Origin of the sequence: Winogradskyella sp., from assembly GCF_013213835.1 — a bacterium.
GTDB lineage: Bacteria > Bacteroidota > Bacteroidia > Flavobacteriales > Flavobacteriaceae > Winogradskyella.
In genome coordinates this window covers 429,589-449,536 of the sequence record NZ_JABSSU010000003.1, presented here as the reverse complement: position 1 = coordinate 449,536, position 19,948 = coordinate 429,589, and the positions used below count along the sequence as shown (strand labels likewise).

At 34.1% G+C, this 19,948-nt stretch carries 21 protein-coding genes; 7 read left to right on the top strand and 14 right to left on the bottom strand.

What is annotated here, in order from left to right; translation table 11 throughout:
* Nucleotides 1-44: 44 nt before the first annotated feature.
* Together HRU50_RS04905 and HRU50_RS04900 are read right to left on the bottom strand one after the other, a co-directional pair.
* Nucleotides 45-626, bottom strand: coding sequence for a Crp/Fnr family transcriptional regulator (locus HRU50_RS04905; RefSeq protein ID WP_296348764.1), 582 nt, complete (start codon nt 624-626; stop codon nt 45-47).
* A gap of 28 nt (nt 627-654) precedes the next feature.
* Entirely contained in the window at nt 655-1,329 is a 675-nt protein-coding gene (locus tag HRU50_RS04900; RefSeq protein WP_296348761.1) for an NAD-dependent deacylase, read from the bottom strand.
* A gap of 114 nt (nt 1,330-1,443) precedes the next feature.
* Between HRU50_RS04900 and HRU50_RS04895 the strand changes: the two genes are divergently transcribed.
* Nucleotides 1,444-2,103 (top strand): RNA methyltransferase, encoded by a 660-nt coding sequence (locus tag HRU50_RS04895; RefSeq protein ID WP_296348759.1) that lies wholly within the window; start codon nt 1,444-1,446, stop codon nt 2,101-2,103.
* 5 nt (nt 2,104-2,108) lie between these two features.
* Here the strand turns inward: HRU50_RS04895 and HRU50_RS04890 are convergent, their stop codons facing one another.
* The 7 genes from HRU50_RS04890 to HRU50_RS04860 form a co-directional block, all read right to left on the bottom strand.
* On the bottom strand, nt 2,109-2,930 hold the full coding sequence (locus HRU50_RS04890; RefSeq protein WP_296348756.1) for a carboxypeptidase-like regulatory domain-containing protein: 822 nt from the start codon (nt 2,928-2,930) through the stop codon (nt 2,109-2,111).
* Between the two features lie 227 nt (nt 2,931-3,157).
* Nucleotides 3,158-4,951: a DEAD/DEAH box helicase gene (locus tag HRU50_RS04885; RefSeq protein WP_296348754.1), complete on the bottom strand. Its 1,794-nt coding sequence runs from the start codon at nt 4,949-4,951 to the stop codon at nt 3,158-3,160.
* A gap of 182 nt (nt 4,952-5,133) precedes the next feature.
* Complete coding sequence (locus HRU50_RS04880; RefSeq protein ID WP_296348751.1) at nt 5,134-5,760, bottom strand: tRNA (guanine-N1)-methyltransferase; 627 nt, start codon at nt 5,758-5,760, stop codon at nt 5,134-5,136.
* A gap of 117 nt (nt 5,761-5,877) precedes the next feature.
* Nucleotides 5,878-6,675: a hypothetical protein gene (locus HRU50_RS04875; protein ID WP_296348748.1), complete on the bottom strand. Its 798-nt coding sequence runs from the start codon at nt 6,673-6,675 to the stop codon at nt 5,878-5,880.
* Between the two features lie 6 nt (nt 6,676-6,681).
* Nucleotides 6,682-7,203, bottom strand: coding sequence for a hypothetical protein (locus tag HRU50_RS04870; protein ID WP_296348746.1), 522 nt, complete (start codon nt 7,201-7,203; stop codon nt 6,682-6,684).
* 113 nt (nt 7,204-7,316) lie between these two features.
* Complete coding sequence (locus tag HRU50_RS04865; RefSeq protein WP_296348744.1) at nt 7,317-8,765, bottom strand: glyceraldehyde-3-phosphate dehydrogenase; 1,449 nt, start codon at nt 8,763-8,765, stop codon at nt 7,317-7,319.
* A 191-nt stretch (nt 8,766-8,956) separates the two neighbouring features.
* The gene (locus HRU50_RS04860) at nt 8,957-10,375 is read right to left on the bottom strand and encodes a trypsin-like peptidase domain-containing protein (RefSeq protein WP_296348742.1); all 1,419 of its coding nucleotides are present in this window, start codon (nt 10,373-10,375) and stop codon (nt 8,957-8,959) included.
* A gap of 150 nt (nt 10,376-10,525) precedes the next feature.
* Between HRU50_RS04860 and dapF the strand changes: the two genes are divergently transcribed.
* From dapF to HRU50_RS04835, 5 genes are all read left to right on the top strand, one after another.
* On the top strand, nt 10,526-11,305 hold the full coding sequence (dapF, locus tag HRU50_RS04855) for a diaminopimelate epimerase (protein ID WP_296348740.1): 780 nt from the start codon (nt 10,526-10,528) through the stop codon (nt 11,303-11,305).
* Nucleotides 11,299-11,823 carry a GNAT family N-acetyltransferase gene (locus HRU50_RS04850; protein ID WP_296348738.1) on the top strand — a complete coding sequence of 175 codons (525 nt, stop codon included), beginning with the start codon at nt 11,299-11,301 and terminating at the stop codon, nt 11,821-11,823. The genes dapF and HRU50_RS04850 overlap by 7 nt, the downstream gene beginning before the upstream one ends.
* Nucleotides 11,824-11,826: 3 nt before the next feature.
* Nucleotides 11,827-12,870: an endolytic transglycosylase MltG gene (gene mltG, locus HRU50_RS04845; RefSeq protein ID WP_296348736.1), complete on the top strand. Its 1,044-nt coding sequence runs from the start codon at nt 11,827-11,829 to the stop codon at nt 12,868-12,870.
* A gap of 3 nt (nt 12,871-12,873) precedes the next feature.
* On the top strand, nt 12,874-13,779 hold the full coding sequence (locus tag HRU50_RS04840) for a DUF2279 domain-containing protein (protein WP_296348734.1): 906 nt from the start codon (nt 12,874-12,876) through the stop codon (nt 13,777-13,779).
* Between the two features lie 118 nt (nt 13,780-13,897).
* Nucleotides 13,898-14,551, top strand: coding sequence for a peptidoglycan-binding protein LysM (locus HRU50_RS04835; protein WP_296348733.1), 654 nt, complete (start codon nt 13,898-13,900; stop codon nt 14,549-14,551).
* Here the strand turns inward: HRU50_RS04835 and HRU50_RS04830 are convergent.
* From HRU50_RS04830 to dnaA, 4 genes are all read right to left on the bottom strand, one after another.
* Nucleotides 14,548-15,264, bottom strand: coding sequence for an SAM-dependent methyltransferase (locus HRU50_RS04830; protein WP_296348731.1), 717 nt, complete (start codon nt 15,262-15,264; stop codon nt 14,548-14,550). The genes HRU50_RS04835 and HRU50_RS04830 overlap by 4 nt on opposite strands.
* 1 nt (nt 15,265) lies before the next feature.
* Nucleotides 15,266-16,660: a PQQ-dependent sugar dehydrogenase gene (locus tag HRU50_RS04825; protein ID WP_296348729.1), complete on the bottom strand. Its 1,395-nt coding sequence runs from the start codon at nt 16,658-16,660 to the stop codon at nt 15,266-15,268.
* 64 nt (nt 16,661-16,724) lie between these two features.
* Complete coding sequence (locus HRU50_RS04820; protein WP_296348727.1) at nt 16,725-17,189, bottom strand: low molecular weight protein-tyrosine-phosphatase; 465 nt, start codon at nt 17,187-17,189, stop codon at nt 16,725-16,727.
* A 12-nt stretch (nt 17,190-17,201) separates the two neighbouring features.
* Nucleotides 17,202-18,629, bottom strand: coding sequence for a chromosomal replication initiator protein DnaA (dnaA, locus tag HRU50_RS04815; protein ID WP_296348725.1), 1,428 nt, complete (start codon nt 18,627-18,629; stop codon nt 17,202-17,204).
* A 200-nt stretch (nt 18,630-18,829) separates the two neighbouring features.
* Between dnaA and HRU50_RS04810 the strand changes: the two genes are divergently transcribed.
* Nucleotides 18,830-19,237 carry a thioesterase family protein gene (locus HRU50_RS04810; protein ID WP_296348723.1) on the top strand — a complete coding sequence of 136 codons (408 nt, stop codon included), beginning with the start codon at nt 18,830-18,832 and terminating at the stop codon, nt 19,235-19,237.
* Here the strand turns inward: HRU50_RS04810 and HRU50_RS04805 are convergent.
* Complete coding sequence (locus HRU50_RS04805; RefSeq protein ID WP_296348720.1) at nt 19,232-19,840, bottom strand: YigZ family protein; 609 nt, start codon at nt 19,838-19,840, stop codon at nt 19,232-19,234. The genes HRU50_RS04810 and HRU50_RS04805 overlap by 6 nt on opposite strands.
* Nucleotides 19,841-19,948 lie beyond the last annotated feature (108 nt).

The window sequence follows — 19,948 nt, the reverse complement described above, 5'->3', positions numbered from 1 at the left end:
AAATGAACTAGAATACAAAATGATGTTAATCTAGTTTAACTTTTTTAAGCTTTGGCAAGTTCGCGTTTTATTTTACTGAGAAACTCTTTAGTAATTCCTAAGTATGAGGCAATCATATATTGTGGTACACGCTGGTCTATCTTTGGGTAAGTAGTTCTAAATAATTGGTAACGTTCTTTAGCACTAAGACTAAAATTTCTAACAATGCGTTTTTGTGAGGCTACAAATGCGCGCTCTACTATTTTTCTAAATAAACGTTCTAGTTTCGGAATTTCGGCATAGAGTTCTTCTAGATTCTCATAAGTAAACTGAATGACTTCACAAGGTTCTAAACATTGCACATTATAATCTGCTGGCGATTGGGTAATAAAACTCCCCAAATCAGAAGACCACCAATCTTCAATAGCAAACATTACCACATGTTCTTGTCCGTCAGCATCCATATAAAACATTTTCGTACAACCAGACACAATAAAGTTAGCACTCTTGCAGACATCACCTTGTTGCACAATAAATTGGTGCTTTAGATAACTTCTAGGGATAACCTTAGATAATAAAAGTGCTTCTTCCGCTTCGGTAAGCGAAATATAGTGGTTAATATAGTCCAAAAATGGTTTGTAATCCATAGTATAAAAATACAGTATTTCTTAAGAATTACTCCAATATATCGATCAGTACTTTTAAGCCTTCTGTTGCTGTTTTGGCAATGACATTTATATTTTGATGGCGTACGGTAGCAGGTTTAGGATCTATGTAATAAATTGGTGTAGATTCGTCTACATAATGCATTAATCCTGCTGCTGGATATACTTGCATGCTTGTACCTATTATTAAAAGAATATCTGCAGTAAGACAAATCTCTACGGCTTTATCGATCATTGGCACATCTTCACCAAACCAAACAATATGAGGTCTTAGTTGATAACCACTCTCGCAAGTATCACCAAGTTTTATGTCTTCTGTCCAAACTTTAACATCTCTAGGATTACCAGTGCTACGAACTTTTTTAAGTTCGCCATGCAAATGCACCACATTAGTGCTACCTGCACGTTCGTGCAAATCATCTACGTTTTGAGTTACAATGGTGACTTTGTAAGTGCTTTCTAATTGTGCTAAGTCTTTATGTGCTTGATTTGGTTGAACTTCTTTCAGCTGTCGACGCCGTTGATTATAAAATTCTAATACCAACTCAGGGTTTTGTCTAAAACCATCTGGTGATGCTACTTGCATCACATCATGACCTTCCCATAAACCATCATGGTCTCTAAAGGTTTTTACACCACTTTCAGCACTCATGCCGGCACCGGTTAATACAACAATGTGTTTCATAATTTAAAAATAAGAAATGTCATTACGAGGAACAATATGACGTGGTAATCTTTTTTAGATTGAAATAGATATTGAAGATTCGTAATTACTAATAAGGTTTGCTATTTTTGACTCATGTCAGACAAAAAACTTTTACAGTACTTAGAATCTTTTCTTACCGATCATAGAAGACAACGATTTCAAAAGGTTTTAACAGAGCGTACCAAACATTTTACCGTAGCCACGGAAGATGTGTATCAGTTGCATAATACAAGTGCTGTGATTCGCTCTTGTGATGTCTTTGGAATTCAAGAAGTGAATATTGTTGAAGAGGTGAACTCTAAACGTATTGATAGAGAAATTGCAATGGGCGCACAAAAATGGGTAGACCTTAACCGATACCATACAACAAAATCTTGTATTTCAGATTTACGATCACGAGGCTATCAAATTGTAGCTACAAGTCCGCATGTTGAAGATTGTGAGCTTATTGATTTTGACATTACAAAAAAATCTTGTTTTTTCTTCGGAAGAGAAACAGAAGGTCTGTCTCAACAGGTCTTAGACGAAGCTGATACATTTCTGAAAATTCCAATGTTTGGGTTTACAGAAAGTCTTAATATTTCGGTATCAGCCGCCATCATATTGCAACACGTTACTTCTAAGTTACGAAAGTCTCAAATAGAATGGAAGCTGTCAGAATCTGAACTGATCGAAAAACGCTTTGATTGGGTAAAGAAAACGCTTAAAAACTATGATGATATTGTAACGCGTTACAAGTCAGACCAAAATTAATATAACTAAGATCTTCGTCTTCTTTTCTTCTTGTCTTTTTTACGCTCTTTACTGCGCTGAATTACCTTGTAATTTTCGTAACATTCGCTAATAGCATCTAAAATTTGAAGATCATTAGCCGTATTAATAAAGTCTCTAGAATAGTCGCATTGATTTACAATCTCATCTAAGTCATATTTAGTTACTTGAAGTAAAACCATCAACATTTCTCGATCAAAACGCTTGGCAAGCTGATTTCTAATTTCATCGTCTTCCTTCATCTTTTTTAGCTTACGCATTTCGTTTGGCTTTTTACCAAACATGTTATAAAGGAAATCTGCTGGATTAAATATGGCTCCTAATACCTTAGTTGCAATATTTGGTTTTGCTGTCTCGTAACCTTTGCCATAAATACCGTTTATTCTGTAGCGATTGTTAGATTGTATAGGCACTTGCTTCATATCTACCTCGAGATAACCGGTAAGCTGTAAAGATCTAACGGTTACTTCTTCTAAGGCCAATGCTAACTCAGTCATTACAATCTCTGTATTCCCAAATTTTAGCCAGTCATTGGTAACTCTTACTTTAATTGATTTATAACCCAGATAAGAAATATGAAGTGTATCGTTAACTTTTGCCTTTAGTTCAAACTTACCTTCATCATCGGTAGCGACACCAACAACCTGATTAATGTTTACAATATTAACTTCACTTAATGGCTTTTTTGTAGTACTACTGGTAATGGTTCCTTTTACCTTTTCAGGAAGTTTTGTAGCAGTACTATCCTGACCATAGCTGAAAACTGTAGTAAAACAAAGAAGTAAGATAAGTATGTAGCGCATTAACATAATTTACGTGGTAAATGTACTAAACTAAACGCATTTTGTTTTTAGCAATTATAGTTTTGTCTTAAAATTAACAAAAGTCTGTAAGATTCAATTCAAAAATTAGGCCAATAGGTAAATATCAAATTCTAAAACCCAATAGCCAACAGCCAAATTCCAAAATCTAACCATCTAATAATCTAACCATCTAAAGATCTAAACAGTCTAAAGATCTAACTATCTAATAAAGTTTATCTTCTTCTTGAACGTCTTGGTCTGTCCGAACCAGATCTTGATCCAGATCGTCTTGGTTTAGGACTATCAGATCGTCTGCCGCGTCTTTCGCTTCTGTTTTCTGAATGATCACTTCTGCGAGATCGTCTTTCGCCATGTGATTTATCACCACCATCTCTACGTTTTCCGCCTCTGCTACGTTTTCTGCCACTTCTACCTTTATTTTCAGAGATTTCTACATTAACATAACGCCCATTATATTTAAAATCTGTGAAGAAATCTAAAACCTTTTTCTCGTTCTCCTTTTCGGTATTAAAGAATGAAAAACTATCCTTAACATCTACTTTAAAGACATCGTCACGACCCAACTCTAAAATCTCTTTTAAGAAGTCTTTTAAAGACATCCAATCGTAACCATCTTTTCGTCCTACATTAATGAAATAACGTACATCATCACCAGAACCAGAACCACTACTTTCTCTAGATTCTGACACTGTTAAATCTTTAGCACCTTTATAATAGTTAAAGAATCTGGTGAATTCAACAGAGAAGAATTTCTTAATCAATTCATCTTTATCGGTGTCTTCAAAAAGAGCGTTTATACTATTTAGATACGTGTCAATCTCATGATTTACTTCGGTATTGTGAACTTTATTAGCAAGACTCATTAATTGCACTTCACAGATTTCTATACCAGAAGGAATATCTTTCTTTTCAAACTGCTTTTTAATGATACGCTCTATACTCTTTATTTTACGCACTTCACTCTTAGCAACAATCACCATAGAAACTCCTGTTTTTCCTGCACGACCGGTACGACCAGATCTGTGCGTGTAGGTCTCTATTTCATCAGGTAATTGATAGTTAATAACATGAGTAATGTCATCCACATCAATACCACGAGCCGCTACATCGGTTGCCACAAGCATTTGAATCTGTTTGTTTCTAAAGGCTTTCATTACCAAATCGCGCTGATTCTGACTCAAATCACCATGTAAGGCACCTGCACTATATCCATCCTCAATTAATTTTTCAGCAACACGTTGTGTATCGCGTTTAGTTCTACAGAAGATAACCGAGAAAATATCTGGGTTGGCATCAGCCAAACGTTTTAAAGCTAAATACCTATCGCGACCATTGACTAAATAATATTCGTGAGAAACTTGACTTGTACTTTCATTTTTGTTTCCAACTGTGATTTCAATAGGGTCGTACATGAAATCTCTTGCTATGGTTGCGACTTCCTTTGGCATAGTTGCAGAGAACAACCAAGTACTTTTATCGTCTGGTGTATGCGATAGGATAGAAGTGATGTCCTCATAAAATCCCATATTAAGCATTTCATCAGCCTCGTCAAGTACACTATACTGTATTTTTGAAATATCAACCAACTTTCGGTTGATCATATCTTTCATTCTACCAGGTGTAGCTACTACAATTTGCGCTCCTTTTTTTATTTGTTTTGCCTGATCAGTAACACTAGCGCCACCATAAATAGCAACAACATTTAAACCTTTACAGTACTTGCCGTAGTTTTTTAATTCATTAGTAATTTGAAGGCAAAGTTCTCGTGTTGGAGATAGAATTAATCCTTGCGTTGTACGACTGCCAACATCAATCTTTTGTAACATCGGAAAACCAAAAGCAGCAGTTTTTCCTGTACCTGTTTGGGCTAATGTCACCAAATCACGTTCTTCTTCTAATAAAACTGGTATGGCTTTTTGTTGGACTTCACTTGGAGTTTTGAAGCCTAAATCTTCAATAGCGTTAATTAGGTCTGCATTAAGACCTAGTTCTTGGAATGTACTCATTCTAATGTTTAATGTATGCGATATTTGTTATAAGGTGTTACCTTAGAAGCGTATCGACATACTTTAAACCTAAACTTCTTGTAACACATCCTCACGCTGAGGAATTTGCCGCAAAGATAGACTTTTAATTGGATATGTGTATAGGTAAAAAAAATCCGCAATGATTTTGCGGATTTATGGATTTATTTCGTTTTATTTTTATTGATTTCATCTTGAAGTTGACGCCTTACTTTTTGTTCGCGCTCCAAAGCGACGCGTCGGTGTTCTTCAAATTCGGTTTCAACTTCTTCTAGCTTGTATTTGGCTTGTTTAGTTAAGGAATTACTATTCTTAAACTTAAAGATGAAGAATAAGAGTAGTGCAAATAAGGCAGCAATAATACTCCACATAATGGCTTTATAACTTGTTTTGCTAGTTTGCATACCGAGTAGTGCCATATTATTTTTTTCTGTATTAGTTTGGTCTAATGTACTTTGTGTGTTTAGTAACTTCGTCTTTAAGTCTTCAATTTCATTAGCCTGATTTTGAACTGTATTCTCAGAATTCTCTAATTTTTTATAAGTCGTCTTAAGTGAGTCTAAAACATGATTTTTTAAAGTCAGTAAATTAGAGTATTTCACTGCTTCGTACTTAGAACCATCTGTACCTTTAAAATTTCCAGATTTTCTAAATACATATTCAAATTGATTATCTATTGTTCCACTATTTAAGGAATATTGTTCTTCAGTTTGATCATTTGAGTTTTGAGCGGTGACTTCAACACTATATACTATGGCTAATAAAAAGGCAATTCTTATTAGGAATTTCATCTTTGATTAATTTTGGTTTGTTAGTAATAAACGATGCCAATATAATAATAAAATAAACCTTTAGGTCAATTAAGAGTATTATAATTTGACGGTTTATATACGCCTACATCACCCAATTTAGATGTTTATGGTGCTTAAATGTGTGATATTTGTAATGTCGTTATTATCCAAGCTGTATTGATATAATCCATTGTCGCCAATTAAAACCAACTTACCGTTATTAATAATAACATCAAATGCTTCTACGTCTATTGATGTAACCAGTTGAGAACTTTCTGGATTAGATACATCAAACACCTTCAATTCATCATCACACACAAAAAGGTAATCACCAAAAAGACCAAGACCTATAGGACGTACTAAGTTTCTGCTAGAGATTAAGATCGGGTTTGTAACATCTGTAACATCATATATTTCTAGGACATTAATATCTATTCCACAACCTATATTAGTATGTAAAGTGACAAAGGCGTGTGTGTCATTTGCTACAACCGGATCACAAGCTGTAAAGTGTTGCACATCTGACATATATGAAGGCAATTCAGGATTTGTTACACTATAAATAAACATACCATTTCTAGAGCCTATATATAAATAGTTTTTATAATTAAAGAGTGTCTCAATATTAAAACCAATAGGTATAGAATTAACAAGGACTGGTTGTTCTCTATTGGTAATGGCGAATACATTTAAATCGCTTTCGTCAACCACATAAAGATAATCTTGATATATAGCAAATCTTGCTAAAGAACCTCCTTGGCCATTCTCTGAAAATGAACCAGCGTCATTTGCGGTGCCACCTGCATTATCCGAACTACAGCCTATGAGTATTAATGTACAAAGCAAAAAAGTATAGTTCTTAAAATTAAAAAGTGATGATATGTGCAATTTTATATGTTGAATAATTGATTTCATGATGATTTAGTTTATAAATTCCCAATCTATGATAACTTCATTGTCTGCAATGTCATAAAAGCCTGGACCTTCAGGTGTCCAAATCTGTGGAAACACATTTTCTAAGCGTTTGGTGATAGTAATGGTTTCTGTACTTTCGTCTAAAGTAAAAGCGAGAAGATCAGTGGCATTATTTACGTAAAAGACATTCTCTTTAATACTTAAATCTGAAGAACCCAGTACTTGTATAAATCCAATGTTTACAGGATTTGTTGGGTCTGTATTATTAATAATATGAAATCCTTTATTAACTTCATTGACATAAATATAATTACCCTTTACATAAATCTTTCCTGAATTAATAATGGTACGTGGTGTAGATTCTACAGAAGTTGTAGTTTCAAACTCAGCGCGATTCATAGTAACAGGTTGATAATTGAAAGTTGGACCAAAAGGATCTTCATTAACGACGTCATCGTCTAGACCCCAACCGATACAGCTAGTGATAAGTACACAAATGATACCGAAACACAAGAAATGCTTTTTCATGATTGATTTTTTAGCGTTATATTATTTAGATACAGAAATTGCAATTTGGTTGCGTTAAAACAAAAAAATCTTGCCAATCGGCAAGATTCTCTTCTTTCTTCTTCATTTCTATTCTAATAGTAAGTAAATCGTCTTACTTTAGAAATATATTTTGCCAGGCGTATTACTTGGTGTGAATAGCCATATTCATTATCATACCAGATATATAGAATAGCGTTTTTTCCATCTGGTCTTACAATAGTTGCTTTACTATCATAAATAGATGGTGCAGAACTACCAACAATATCGCTAGACACTAGTTCATCACTCATTTCATATTTAATTTGCTCTACCAAATTACCTTCAAGCGCATATTTTTTCATGATGGTATTAACTGCATCAACCGAGGTTTTCTTTTCTAATTCAAGATTTAGAATTGCTAAAGATCCGTTAGGTACTGGTACTCTAATGGCGTTAGATGTTAATTTACCTTCCAAAGATGGTAAAGCCTTACTCACGGCTTTTCCTGCTCCAGTTTCTGTGATAACCATATTTAAACCAGCAGCTCTACCGCGTCTGTATTTTTTATGGAAATTATCCACCAAATTCTGATCGTTAGTATACGCATGTATAGTTTCTAAATGACCCGATTTTACACCAAATGAATCTTCCATTGCTTTTAAAACAGGCGTAATAGCATTAGTGGTACAAGATGCTGCAGAGAAGATGTTTACTTTTTCAGGGTCATGTTCTTTATGATTAACACCATGAACAATATTTGGCACTCCTTTGCCTGGTGCAGTAAGTAAAACTTTACTAACGCCTTTAGCTTTTAAATGTCTTCCTAAGGCTTTATCGTCTCTAAAAGCACCTGTGTTATCAATAACTAAAGCATCATTAATTCCATATTTAGTATAATCAATATCTTCTGGATTATTAGCCGAAATAATCTTTACGGTAGTACCGTTAATAATAAGTGAGTCCTGTTCAACATCAATAGATACCATACCAGAGAAGTCACCGTGAACAGAATCATTTCGTAATAAGGATGCGCGCTTTTCTAATACAGTGGCGTTAATTTCGCCTCGAGTTACTATTGCTCTAAGTCTAAGCTGCATGCCTTTACCAGCCTGAGTCATGAGCTCGCGAGCAACAAGTCTTCCGATTCTTCCAAAACCGTATAGTACCACATCTTTAGGTTCTATAACTCTAGCATTTTTTGCTTCAACAAGTTTATCAGAAACAAAAGCAGTGGCATTTCCGTATTTCTGATCCTCTAACTGATACTCATACGTTAATTTACCAATGTCTAATTTAGCGGGTTGCAAATTAAGTTGTTTAATAGCTTGAGCTATTTCAACGGAATCAAAAATTGAAATTGGCTTTTGTACAAATTCACCTGCGTATTCGTGAAGGTTTAAAATTTCACTGACGTTTCTGTCAATAAGTTGATTTCTGAATAATACCAATTCAATGGAATTGTCATACCATAAATCGCTTACAGTTTTAATAAATTCTACAGTCGCTCTTCGACGATCTGCTTGAAAGGCTAACTCTTTTTCATAAGTGTCATTAAAACCCATTTTGTGTAGATATATTAGTGTTAAAATTTGATCAAAAGTACATATTTCAAACGTTTTCGTAGCATGTTTTGTCAATATTTTTTTCTTGTAAGAAATTTATAGGTGATGAGGTTGCGTATGTATAGGTTTTAGGACATAAAAAAACCTTCAAGTACTCACTTGAAGGTTTGAATTTTATAGTTTGTAAAAGGTTATCTAAAATTATAAACGACCTTTTCACCTTCTTTATTTAAGATTTCAATTTGAAACGTTTGATTATAGCTTCTTTTCTTGATAGCCTCTTCAACATCATTTATAGTATATAATTTTTGCCCATTAATACGTGTGATAATACTGCCTTCATCCACACCATTTTCCTTCCAATAAGATTCAAATTCTTTATCATCAACAAGATCAGTTATTTTTACACCATACTCAAGATTATTTTTTTTCAATTCTTTTTCTGTGGCGTTCTTTACACTTCCTATAATCGGGATGATGGTCATATTTTTCCTCAACAAGGTAACAGGAACTATTTTTTTGTCACCATCTCTATGCAATGTCACCGAAACAATATCACCAGGACTTCTGGTTTTTAAGTAGCCAGATAAATCAGAGAATTTATTAATTTTTACATCATCTAATTTCTGAATGATGTCACCAGATTGGATGCCTGCTTTATCAGCACCAGTGTCTTCAGTAACTTCACTCACATAAAAACCTTCTGTAATATCTATACCACGACGTTCGGCAGCTTTACTATTTAAAGCTTCGCCAACTACACCTAATATGCCATTTTGCACATTACCATATTCCATAATATCATTTACAATTTTACGTGTAATATTACTTGGTACCGCAAATGAGTATCCGATGTAAGAACCGTCTCTCGATGAAATTGCAGTGTTTATTCCTATAAGATCACCATTTGTATTCACTAAAGCACCACCAGAATTTCCTGGGTTAACTGCTGCATCGGTTTGAATAAAAGATTGCAAGTTCTTTCCGCTTAAATCTCTCGATTTTGCACTTATGATACCAGCAGTGACCGTAGAATTAAGATTAAAAGGATTACCTACTGCTAATACCCATTCTCCAACCTTAGCGTTATCAGAATCACCGAATGCCATAAACGGTAATTCTTCGTCAGCTTCAATTTTTAATAGTGCGATGTCAGTGCCTTCATCAGTACCAACAAGTTCGGCAGTGTATACTTTATTGTTATTAAGCGTAATACTTATTTCAGTGGCATTTTTAATCACGTGGTTATTGGTAACGATATAACCTGTTGGTGAAATAATAACACCACTTCCTGTACCTATTTGTTGTCTTTGAGAACTGCGACCAAAGAATAAATCTTCCATGGTGTATCTTCCAGAAACTACAGCGGTGTTCTTAACATGTACTACGGCGTCGATAGATTTTTCTGCAGCTTCAACGAAGCTTGGTGTTACAGCTGTGCTATTTAAAATAGGTGAGGTATTTGTTGGAACATATATTGGTGTATCTTCAATTTGTTCAACCGCAAGTGATTCTTTTTGAGTGTCTTGTTCTACAAAAAGTTTGTAACCACCAAGGGTTAATAGACCACCTAATGCCGAAACAAATACCAATGTCAAAATTCTCTTCATGATTTTTTCAGATTTAAGTTTAACTATTTAACGACTAAATTTAGATTTTTATTGAATCTTCATTACTGTTTTAACGACTATTTAACGCTAACTTTAACGCTGCCTTAACTCCTCAATTTTACTCGCATTATTCTTATATTTGCGGCTACTATGCAAGTGACATTTTATAAATATCAGGGTACAGGAAACGATTTTATTATTGTTGATAATCGTTCATCTCAAATAGACAAAAATGATACCAAACGTATCGCAGAATTATGCGACAGACGATTTGGCATTGGAGCTGATGGCTTTATCTTACTAGAAAATGACAAAAATACTGATTTTAGAATGGTTTACTTCAATTCAGATGGTAACGAAAGTACCATGTGTGGTAATGGTGGCCGAAGTATTGTGGCTTTTGCAAAAGACATTGGTTTAATTGAATCTGAAGCAGAATTTCTTGCCATTGATGGTTTGCACAAAGCAGAAATTAATGATGGTAGTGTTAAACTACAAATGCAAGATGTTGACAGTATTGAAGCTCATAAAAATCATCTATTCTTAGATACAGGTTCGCCACACCATGTTGAGATGGTTTCTAATCTTAGTGAATTTGAAGTGAAAACCAATGGAGCTAAAATAAGGTATAATGAACCTTATGGTAAGGCTGGAAGTAACGTTAATTTTGTTGAACAAATTGCAGATGATACTTTCGCTGTAAGAACCTATGAACGTGGTGTTGAGGATGAGACTTTATCTTGCGGAACTGGAGTTACTGCAGTGGCACTAGCCATGCATAAGTCTGAAAAATCTATGGCCAACAACATCACTTTACAAACACAAGGTGGTGAGTTAAGTGTGAAATTCCGGAAAAATGACAACGGCTATGAAGATATATGGCTTATCGGACCAGCCAAGTTTGTTTTTAAAGGTGAAATAGTATGGTAACACTAAATGGTGAACATATCTATTTAAGAGCTTTAGAGCCAGAAGACCTTGAGTTTATCTATGACATTGAAAATGATACGTCACTCTGGCAATTGAGTGATACGCAAACACCGTATTCTAAATTTTTAATTAAGCAATATCTTGAAAATGCGCATCAAGACATTTATGAAGCTAAACAATTACGATTGGTCATTTGTGCTCATAATGATGAGGTAAAAGGTCTTATTGATGTTTTCGATTTTGACGCAAAGAATAAGCGTGCAGGGATAGGTATACTTATTAAAAACGTTAATGATCGCCATCAAGGTTACGGTAAGGAGGCGCTAGATCTCTTAGTGAATTATTGCTTTAAAACATTGCATTTACATCAAGTTTTTGCAAATATTTCAGAAGATAATGTGCCAAGTCTAAAGCTATTTCAAAATAATGGCTTTAATATTGTGGGTTTAAAAAAGGATTGGATATGTCATGGTGAAACATACTCTAATCAGTATATATTACAACGTATTTCTAAATAGTTTATGTATTTAAAAAGAATTCTTTGGGCTATAGCACTTATCGGACTTCTCGTTTTTGGTGCCTTTGCATATTACATTTATGGTGCTATGTTTGAGCCAAATACAAAATTTAATAATGATAGTGCCTTTATAAATATTTCGAGTAAAGATAGTTATGAGGATGTTAAAGCTCAGTTGGAGCCTTTACTGAAGGATATTAGTTCGTTTGACGCTTTAGCAAAACAAAAGAAATATACCACAAACATTAAAGCTGGTAGATACACTATCACAAAAGGAATGAATAACAATGACATTATTAATTCCATTAGAAGTAACAATATTCCTGTAAAATTATCATTCAACAATCAACATACTTTAGAAGATTTAGCAGGAAGAATAAGTCGTCAAATTGATGCAGATAGTGTTTCACTTGTTAAAGCTATGAAAGATGAAACCTTTTTAGCTGAGAATGGATTTAGTGCTGCTACAGCATTAGGATTGTATTTGCCAAATAGTTATGAATTCTTTTGGAATACGTCTGCAGAAGGTTTTAGAGATAAAATGTTGGTTGAATATAAACGGTTCTGGAATGCCGATAGAATGGAAAAGGCAAAGGCATTAAACCTTACACCAAATGAGGTGATGACTTTAGCTTCCATTGTACATGAAGAATCTAAACAAGCAGATGAACAACCTAGAGTAGCCGGAGTGTATTTAAATAGGTTAAGAATAGGTATGCCATTACAAGCTGATCCGACATTAAAGTTTGCCGCTTACCAGCTACCGAAATATAAAAATACTGTGATAAGACGTGTGCTTAATGTACATAAAGACATTGATTCACCTTACAATACCTATCAAAATAAAGGATTGCCACCAGGCTTAATTGCCATGCCAGATTTATCTGCAGTAAAAGCCGTATTAAATCCTGAGAGTCATAAATACCTATACTTTGCGGCTGATGCAAAACGTGTAGGATACCATAAGTTTGCAAAGACCTTAGCGCAGCATAATAACAATGCTAGAGCTTATCAAAGATATTTGTCTTCTAAAGGTATTAACAAATAGAGATTGAAATATTCGGTTTATAGCATAGTAGTATTCTTTTGTTTTCTGTGTAATACTTCAGCTCAGTCTAGAATTAATCAGTTTTTAAAGCCTAGTGATACCCTTAATAATTCAAGAAAAAATGCAGTTGTAATTACAGAAGCAACTTTTGCGGCTGTAACATTGGTAGCTCTTGATAGACTTTGGTACGCAGATTATCCACGCTCAAAGTTTAAAACACTGAATGATAATGAAGAGTGGTTACAAATGGATAAGCTTGGCCATGTGTTCTCAGCATATCAATTAGGACAATTGGGTGCCAATACCTTGAATTGGGCAGGTGTTTCTGAAAAAAATCAATTGCTTTACGGAGCTACTTTAGGATTAGGGTTTTTAACCGCTGTAGAAGTGATGGACGGCTTTTCGCAAGAATGGGGCTTTTCTTGGGGCGATATGATGGCTAACGGATTGGGTACAGGTTTATATGTAGGGCAAGAGTTACTTTGGGAAGAACAGCGCATATTGCTTAAGTATTCCTTTTCTAGATCTGATTTTGTAAGTCAACGGCCAGAAAAGTTAGGAAATGGTTTGTCTGAAGAATTTCTTAAAGATTATAATGGACAAACCTATTGGCTGAGTGCAAATATTAGTACATTCTTTAAAACCGAAAATTTTCCAAAATGGTTAAATATTGCATTTGGTTATGGTGCCGACGGCATGTTAACAGGAAACCCAAATGATGACAATTTTCTTAACCAAAATAGAGTGCGACAATTTTATTTAAGTTTAGATGTCGACCTTACCCGAATTAAGACAAATTCTTCCGTCTTGAAAACAATTTTTAGCGTTTTTAACATAATTAAAGTTCCATTTCCAACGTTTTCGTTAAATAGTCAAGGCGCTGTAAAGTGGCATTATATCTACTTTTGATAACTTTTAACAAAGCTTAATAGCCTGACTTTCAGTATTTAGAAAAAATTCGTATATTTGCACCGCAATTTAGTAAAGTCTATTTGGGGAAATATTTTACTAATAAAGGTTAGCTGTTATGGTTAAAAATAGAGTGAAAAACTTTGTATTACCCTTCGTAATTTGTTTACTAATCGCATTGGCGTTGTATCCAAATTCATCCTTAAATCCTAGCGATTATTCTACAGAAGGATTAGATCTCAATTATAATATTTCAAAAGATTTAGCAATGACTGCTGAGTTAGATGATGCAAAAGAGGTCTTCACACCACATTTAGGTAAGTCTTTTGATGGTTTCAAAGAAGCTTTGGCATTCAAAGAATCAAGAGGTGACTATTTTACAGTAAATACATTAGGTTATCTTGGTAAGTATCAGTTTGGTGCTTCAACCTTAGAGATGATAGGCATTTATTCACCAAATCAATTCTTATACAACCCAGAATTACAAGAAAAGGCATTTATAGCAAATGCTGAACGTAATAAGTGGATTCTAAGACGTGATATTAAACGTTTTGACGGTAAAGTAATTGCTGGTGTAAAGGTGACTGAATCGGGCATTTTAGCAGCTGCACATCTTGCAGGGGCAGGAAGCGTTAAGAAATTCTTACGCAGCTATGGTTCAGATAATTTTGCCGATGCTTACGGATCTACTGTAAGATACTACATGAAGCGATTTGCAGGTTATGACACTTCTGTGATTAAACCGAATAAAAAAGCTAAGGTGACTCTTTAATCTTTTTGAATTATAAAAATAGCAGGCCTCTTATGGAGGTCTTCTTTATTTTGTTTCCAATCTTTCGCAGTCTTGGTTCTGATGTACTCAGTAGGTAATGTAATATCGCATGCCACACAGATTCTTGAATTAGGCTGCAATGTCTTGGTTAAATCTTCAAGCATTTTCATATTTCTATAGGGTGTTTCAATAAAAATTTGTGCTTGGTTGAGTTCTGAAGAAATACGTTCTAAGGCTTTAATTTTTGATTTCCTTTCGCCTTTATCTATTGGTAGATATCCGTTAAAGGTAAAACCTTGTCCGTTCATTCCAGAAGCCATGAGCGCTAACAGAATAGATGAAGGTCCTACTAATGGTACAACCCTAATATTCATTTGATGCGCAAGACTTACAATATCTGAACCAGGATCTGCAATGGCCGGACAACCAGCTTCAGATAGTAAACCAACAGATTCACCTTGAAGGCATGCGTTTAAATAGGTGTTGCGTTCAGCTTCTGTGGTGTATTTATTAAGAACACTAAGTTTTAAAGACGGTTGAGATTTACTTGGTGTGACACGTTTAATAAATCGTCTTGCTGTTTTTTCGTTTTCCACAATATAATGATCTAAGTCTTCAATGACTTTTTTAATAGAGATTGGAAGGACTTCTAATGGTGGATTATCTCCTAAACGCGTAGGGATAAGATAAAGCGTGCCTGGTTGTATTTGCATGTTATTTGATGGCTATTTTTTTAGTAATACGGCCGTAATTTTCAGATTGAATGACTAATATGTACATGCCATTTGTAAGATTAGAGACGTCAAGTTGTAGTTTATGCACTTCGTTTTTACTCTGAACATTCAATCTTTTGCCATGAATATCAAATAAGTTAATATCGATGTTTCTTATTGTCGTATGATCTGAAAATTCTATAAAAAGTGTGTTGTCAACTGGGTTTGGATATATTAAAAACTCGTCTTCCCTGTTATCATTAATGCCCAAAGAATCGGTGTCAATAATGCTATAAATATCACCTTGTAGCGTTGATACATATAATTCGCCGTTTTGATCTTCACCAAATGCCACAAAATTTCCGGAAAAAGAAATAAAAGTGGAATTCCAATTGTTATTTTCTAACTGCAAAAAACCGATTTCTTGAGAACAGGCATCAGCATAAAGATAAGTGCCTTGCAACCCAGGATGCGCAGTACCTCTATACCTATATCCACCTGTGATTGAGCATCTACCACTAGAGTGAGTGTACTCTCCAACAGGAAAAGTTAATGATGAGCTATTTGGGCAGCCAGTTGTATTGAAAGGTAAATTACCCTCATAACATCTCCATCCATAGTTTAAACCTCCCGGATCTGAAGCTAGAGTTAAGTTGATTTCTTCTCTATTATTTTGTCCAACATCACCAATCCAGAGGTCACCTGTACTTCTATCAAATGAAAATTTCCATGGGTTTCTTAATCCGTAAGACCATATTTCGTTTTGAGCTGTAATACTTCCAAAAAAAGGATTGTCAGATGGTATGTCATAAAGGTTGGTAGCAGAGCTATTATTCACATCAATTCTAAGGATTTTACCTAATAAATTTCCGAGATTCTGGGAATTGTTTTGAGGGTCTCCTCCAGAACCGCCATCACCCGTAGAAATGTATAAATAGCCATCTGGACCAAAATGCATCTCGCCTCCGTTGTGATTAGAAAAAGGTTGCGTGATTGTAAGTAAAATTAATTCTGAATTAACATCAGCAACCAAAGGATTTCCGGTACTTCTCGTAAATCTTGAGATTACCGTATTTCCTGAATTATTTATGTAATTGACAAAGAAAAACCCATTGTTGATATAGTTGGGATGAAATGCCAAACCCAATAAACCTTGTTCATTACCAATGCTTCTGACTATTGGGTCTATATTTAAAAATGGTTGAGTTTCAATAGATCCATCTGCATTTATAATTTTAATAATACCATCTTGTTCTGCGACATAGAGTTTGTCATCTCCAGCATGTTTTATGTTCACAGGCCTGTTTAGTCCGGTAGCAAATAATTGTAAATCTAAATTCTGTGAAAAGGAAAGCTCAATAGAACAAGTGAGTAGAAGTATAATAATTTTTTTCATCACAGTAGAGATATTCTGTACCCTAACAAAAATACTAATAATCAATTTGAAAGGAAAACTTGGTTTAAAGATGCTTACGCATCAATTTTTCTGAAAGAATAGTAGAGGTTTCTTCAATTAGCTTGTAAACACGTTCAAAACCATCAGGACCACCATAATAAGGGTCAGGTACATTTTTGTTCGTGACAGTATCATTTTCCTCTAGAAAAAGCTTGACTTTATCAATATGATAAGAGCTTTTTGCTAAGCTAATGATGTTATTGTAGTTAGACTGATCCATAGTGTAGATATAATCGAACAAATCAAAATCCATAGTTGTAAACTGTCTGGCACTTTGATGACTAATATCTAATCCATATTTTTTTGCGACTGCAATAGAACGAGAATCTGGTTGGTTTCCTGAATGATAAGATGCAGTTCCGGCAGAATCAACATAAAAATGATTAGACGGTAATTTAGACTCTAAAATACCATGTGCTAATGGTGAACGACAAATATTGCCAAGGCACACCACTAAAATTCGAGTCATAACAACAATGATTTAAAGCGAAAGCTTTTTAGATAGATCTTCTACGTACTTTCTAAATTGCTTATCTGTAGAGGATAAGTTATCAACCGTTTTACAAGCATGAAGTACTGTAGCGTGATCACGTTGCCCAATTTGTGAACCAATACTTGCCAAAGAAGCTTTTGTATACTTCTTAGCAAAGAACATCGCTAATTGTCTTGCTTGAACTATATGACGCTTTCTTGTTTTAGATTGTAGTGTGTTAACATCCATTTGAAAATAATCTGAAACTACTTTCTGGATATAATCAATAGAAACTTCGCGTTTGGTATTCTTAACAAACTTATCTACAATATCTTTTGCTAGGTTTATTGTAATCTCTTTCTTATTGAAAGAAGATTGTGCGATAAGTGAAATGATAGCACCTTCAAGCTCTCTAACGTTTGTTTTAATATGCTTTGCAACATACTCAATGATCTCTTCAGGCATTTCAACACCATCTCTGTAGAGTTTATTCTTTAAGATTGAAACTCTTGTTTCAAAATCTGGTGTTTGTAACTCTGCTGATAAACCCCATTTAAAACGAGAGAGTAAACGTTGCTCAATATCCTGCATATCTACAGGTGCCTTATCACTTGTTAAAATAACCTGCTTACCGTTTTGGTGTAAGTGATTGAATATATGGAAAAAGACATCTTGCGTTCCAGACTTACCAGATAAGAATTGAACATCGTCAATGATAAGTACATCTATAATTTGATAAAAATGAATAAAGTCATTTCTATTGTTCTTTTTTACAGAATCTATATACTGTTGTGTAAATTTCTCTGCAGAGATGTAAAGCACCGTTTTTTCTGGATATTTATCTTTAATATCAACACCAATAGCGTGCGCTAGGTGTGTTTTACCAAGACCAACACCACCGAAAATTAAAAGTGGATTAAATGATGTGCCCCCAGGTTTGTTAGCAACTGCTATACCTGCATTTCTTGCCAATCTGTTAGAGTCACCTTCTAAGAAGTTTTCGAAACTATAACTTGGGTTAAGTTGAGATTCAATCTTAACATTTCTAATCCCTGGGATTATAAATGGATTTTTTAATTCTGGACTTTTATTATTAAATGGCACATCAACATCTTGTGACTTTACAGGTGTTCTATTAGAACTTGGTATTTTTTCTGTAAATGGTTGTCTGTTACCATAGGTGTTTTCCATTTTAATAACGTATACCAATTTGGCATCTTCACCTAACTCTTTAGTAAGCGCTACTTTAAGTATTTTAACATAGTGCTCCTCTAACCATTCGTAAAAGAATTTACTAGGCACTTGAATGCTTAAAGCATTACCCGAAAGTTTTACAGCTTGTATAGGTTCAAACCAGGTTTTGTATGCCTGAGGTTGAATATTATCTTTTATAAAAGCGAGACAATTACTCCATACAGATTGCGCTGTGATCTCCATTCGTTTAGTTAGATTTTATTGTTAGTTAGATTAGCAAAAAAAAAGAGAATGATGTGATTCTCTTATTGACTTTTACATGACAAATATGTGAACAAAATATTTAAAAAAAAAATCAAAATTAATAGAATATTAAGAATTTTTTTCTCATGTTTAATCCCGTTGAAATGTACAAATTTTTTCCTAAATCAAATATAAAATTAATGAAAAGTAATGTTACTGAAATTCGTGTTCGTTATGGTGAGACAGATCAAATGGGTGTGGTGTATCATGCAAATTATGCGGTGTATTTTGAAGTGGGAAGAACTGAATGGTTAAGAGAGTTTGGTTTGAGTTATAGTAAGATGGAGGAAGAAGGAATAATGTTACCCGTTATTTCGTTGTCTGTAAACTACAAAAATTCAGCACGTTATGACGACCTGCTTAAAGTAAAAACTAGATTGAAAAAATTGCCCACAGCTTCTATAGAATTTGAATATGAACTCATAAATTATAACGAACAATTGTTAGCTACAGGTAATACAATTCTGGCTTTTATTGACAAAAAAAGAAATAGACCAACAAGATGTCCTAAGTACCTTTTAGATAAACTGCAAGATTATTCGTTATAATTCACTGATTTCTAGTTGGTAAAATTGATTGAATATTTCAAAAACTTCTGGTGCGTTACTTTTTCTTACAGATATTTTAAGATTACAATTATGTTCTAATTTTTGTTGTAATACGTTTAATCGGTATTCCTTAATAATTCGCATTACTTTGCTCATGTGTTTGTAGTCAAATTCGAGATTAAATACAGTGTTAATTGTTTTTTCAATAATTTCAGCATTTTCTAATGATGACTTTGCAGCTGTACGGTAGGCATTAATTAGTCCACCAACACCTAGTTTTACACCACCATAATATCTAACGACTACAATTAAGGTATTTGTGACGTCAAATGATTTAATCTGACCATAAATTGGCATTCCTGCCGAGTTGCTTGGTTCGCCATCGTCATTGGCTCTATATACGATTTCACTGGTGCCTAATTGATAAGCATAACACCAATGTCTTGCAGCATGATGTTCTTTTTTAACAGCTTCAATTCTCAATTTAATGTCGTTATCATTCAATACGGGAAATGCAAATCCTATGAATTTACTGTTCTTGTCTTTAAAAAGTTCGCCTTCGGCCTTTTTAGAAATGGTTTTATATGTATCTTTTGATTTCATTAATTCAGTGTTGCTAAACTAAAGATTTCAGTTGTATTTATATCTTTTTCTTAATACAAAACTATTTTTATATAAGTTTCTGATAATCAAAATACTTATTGGTTTATG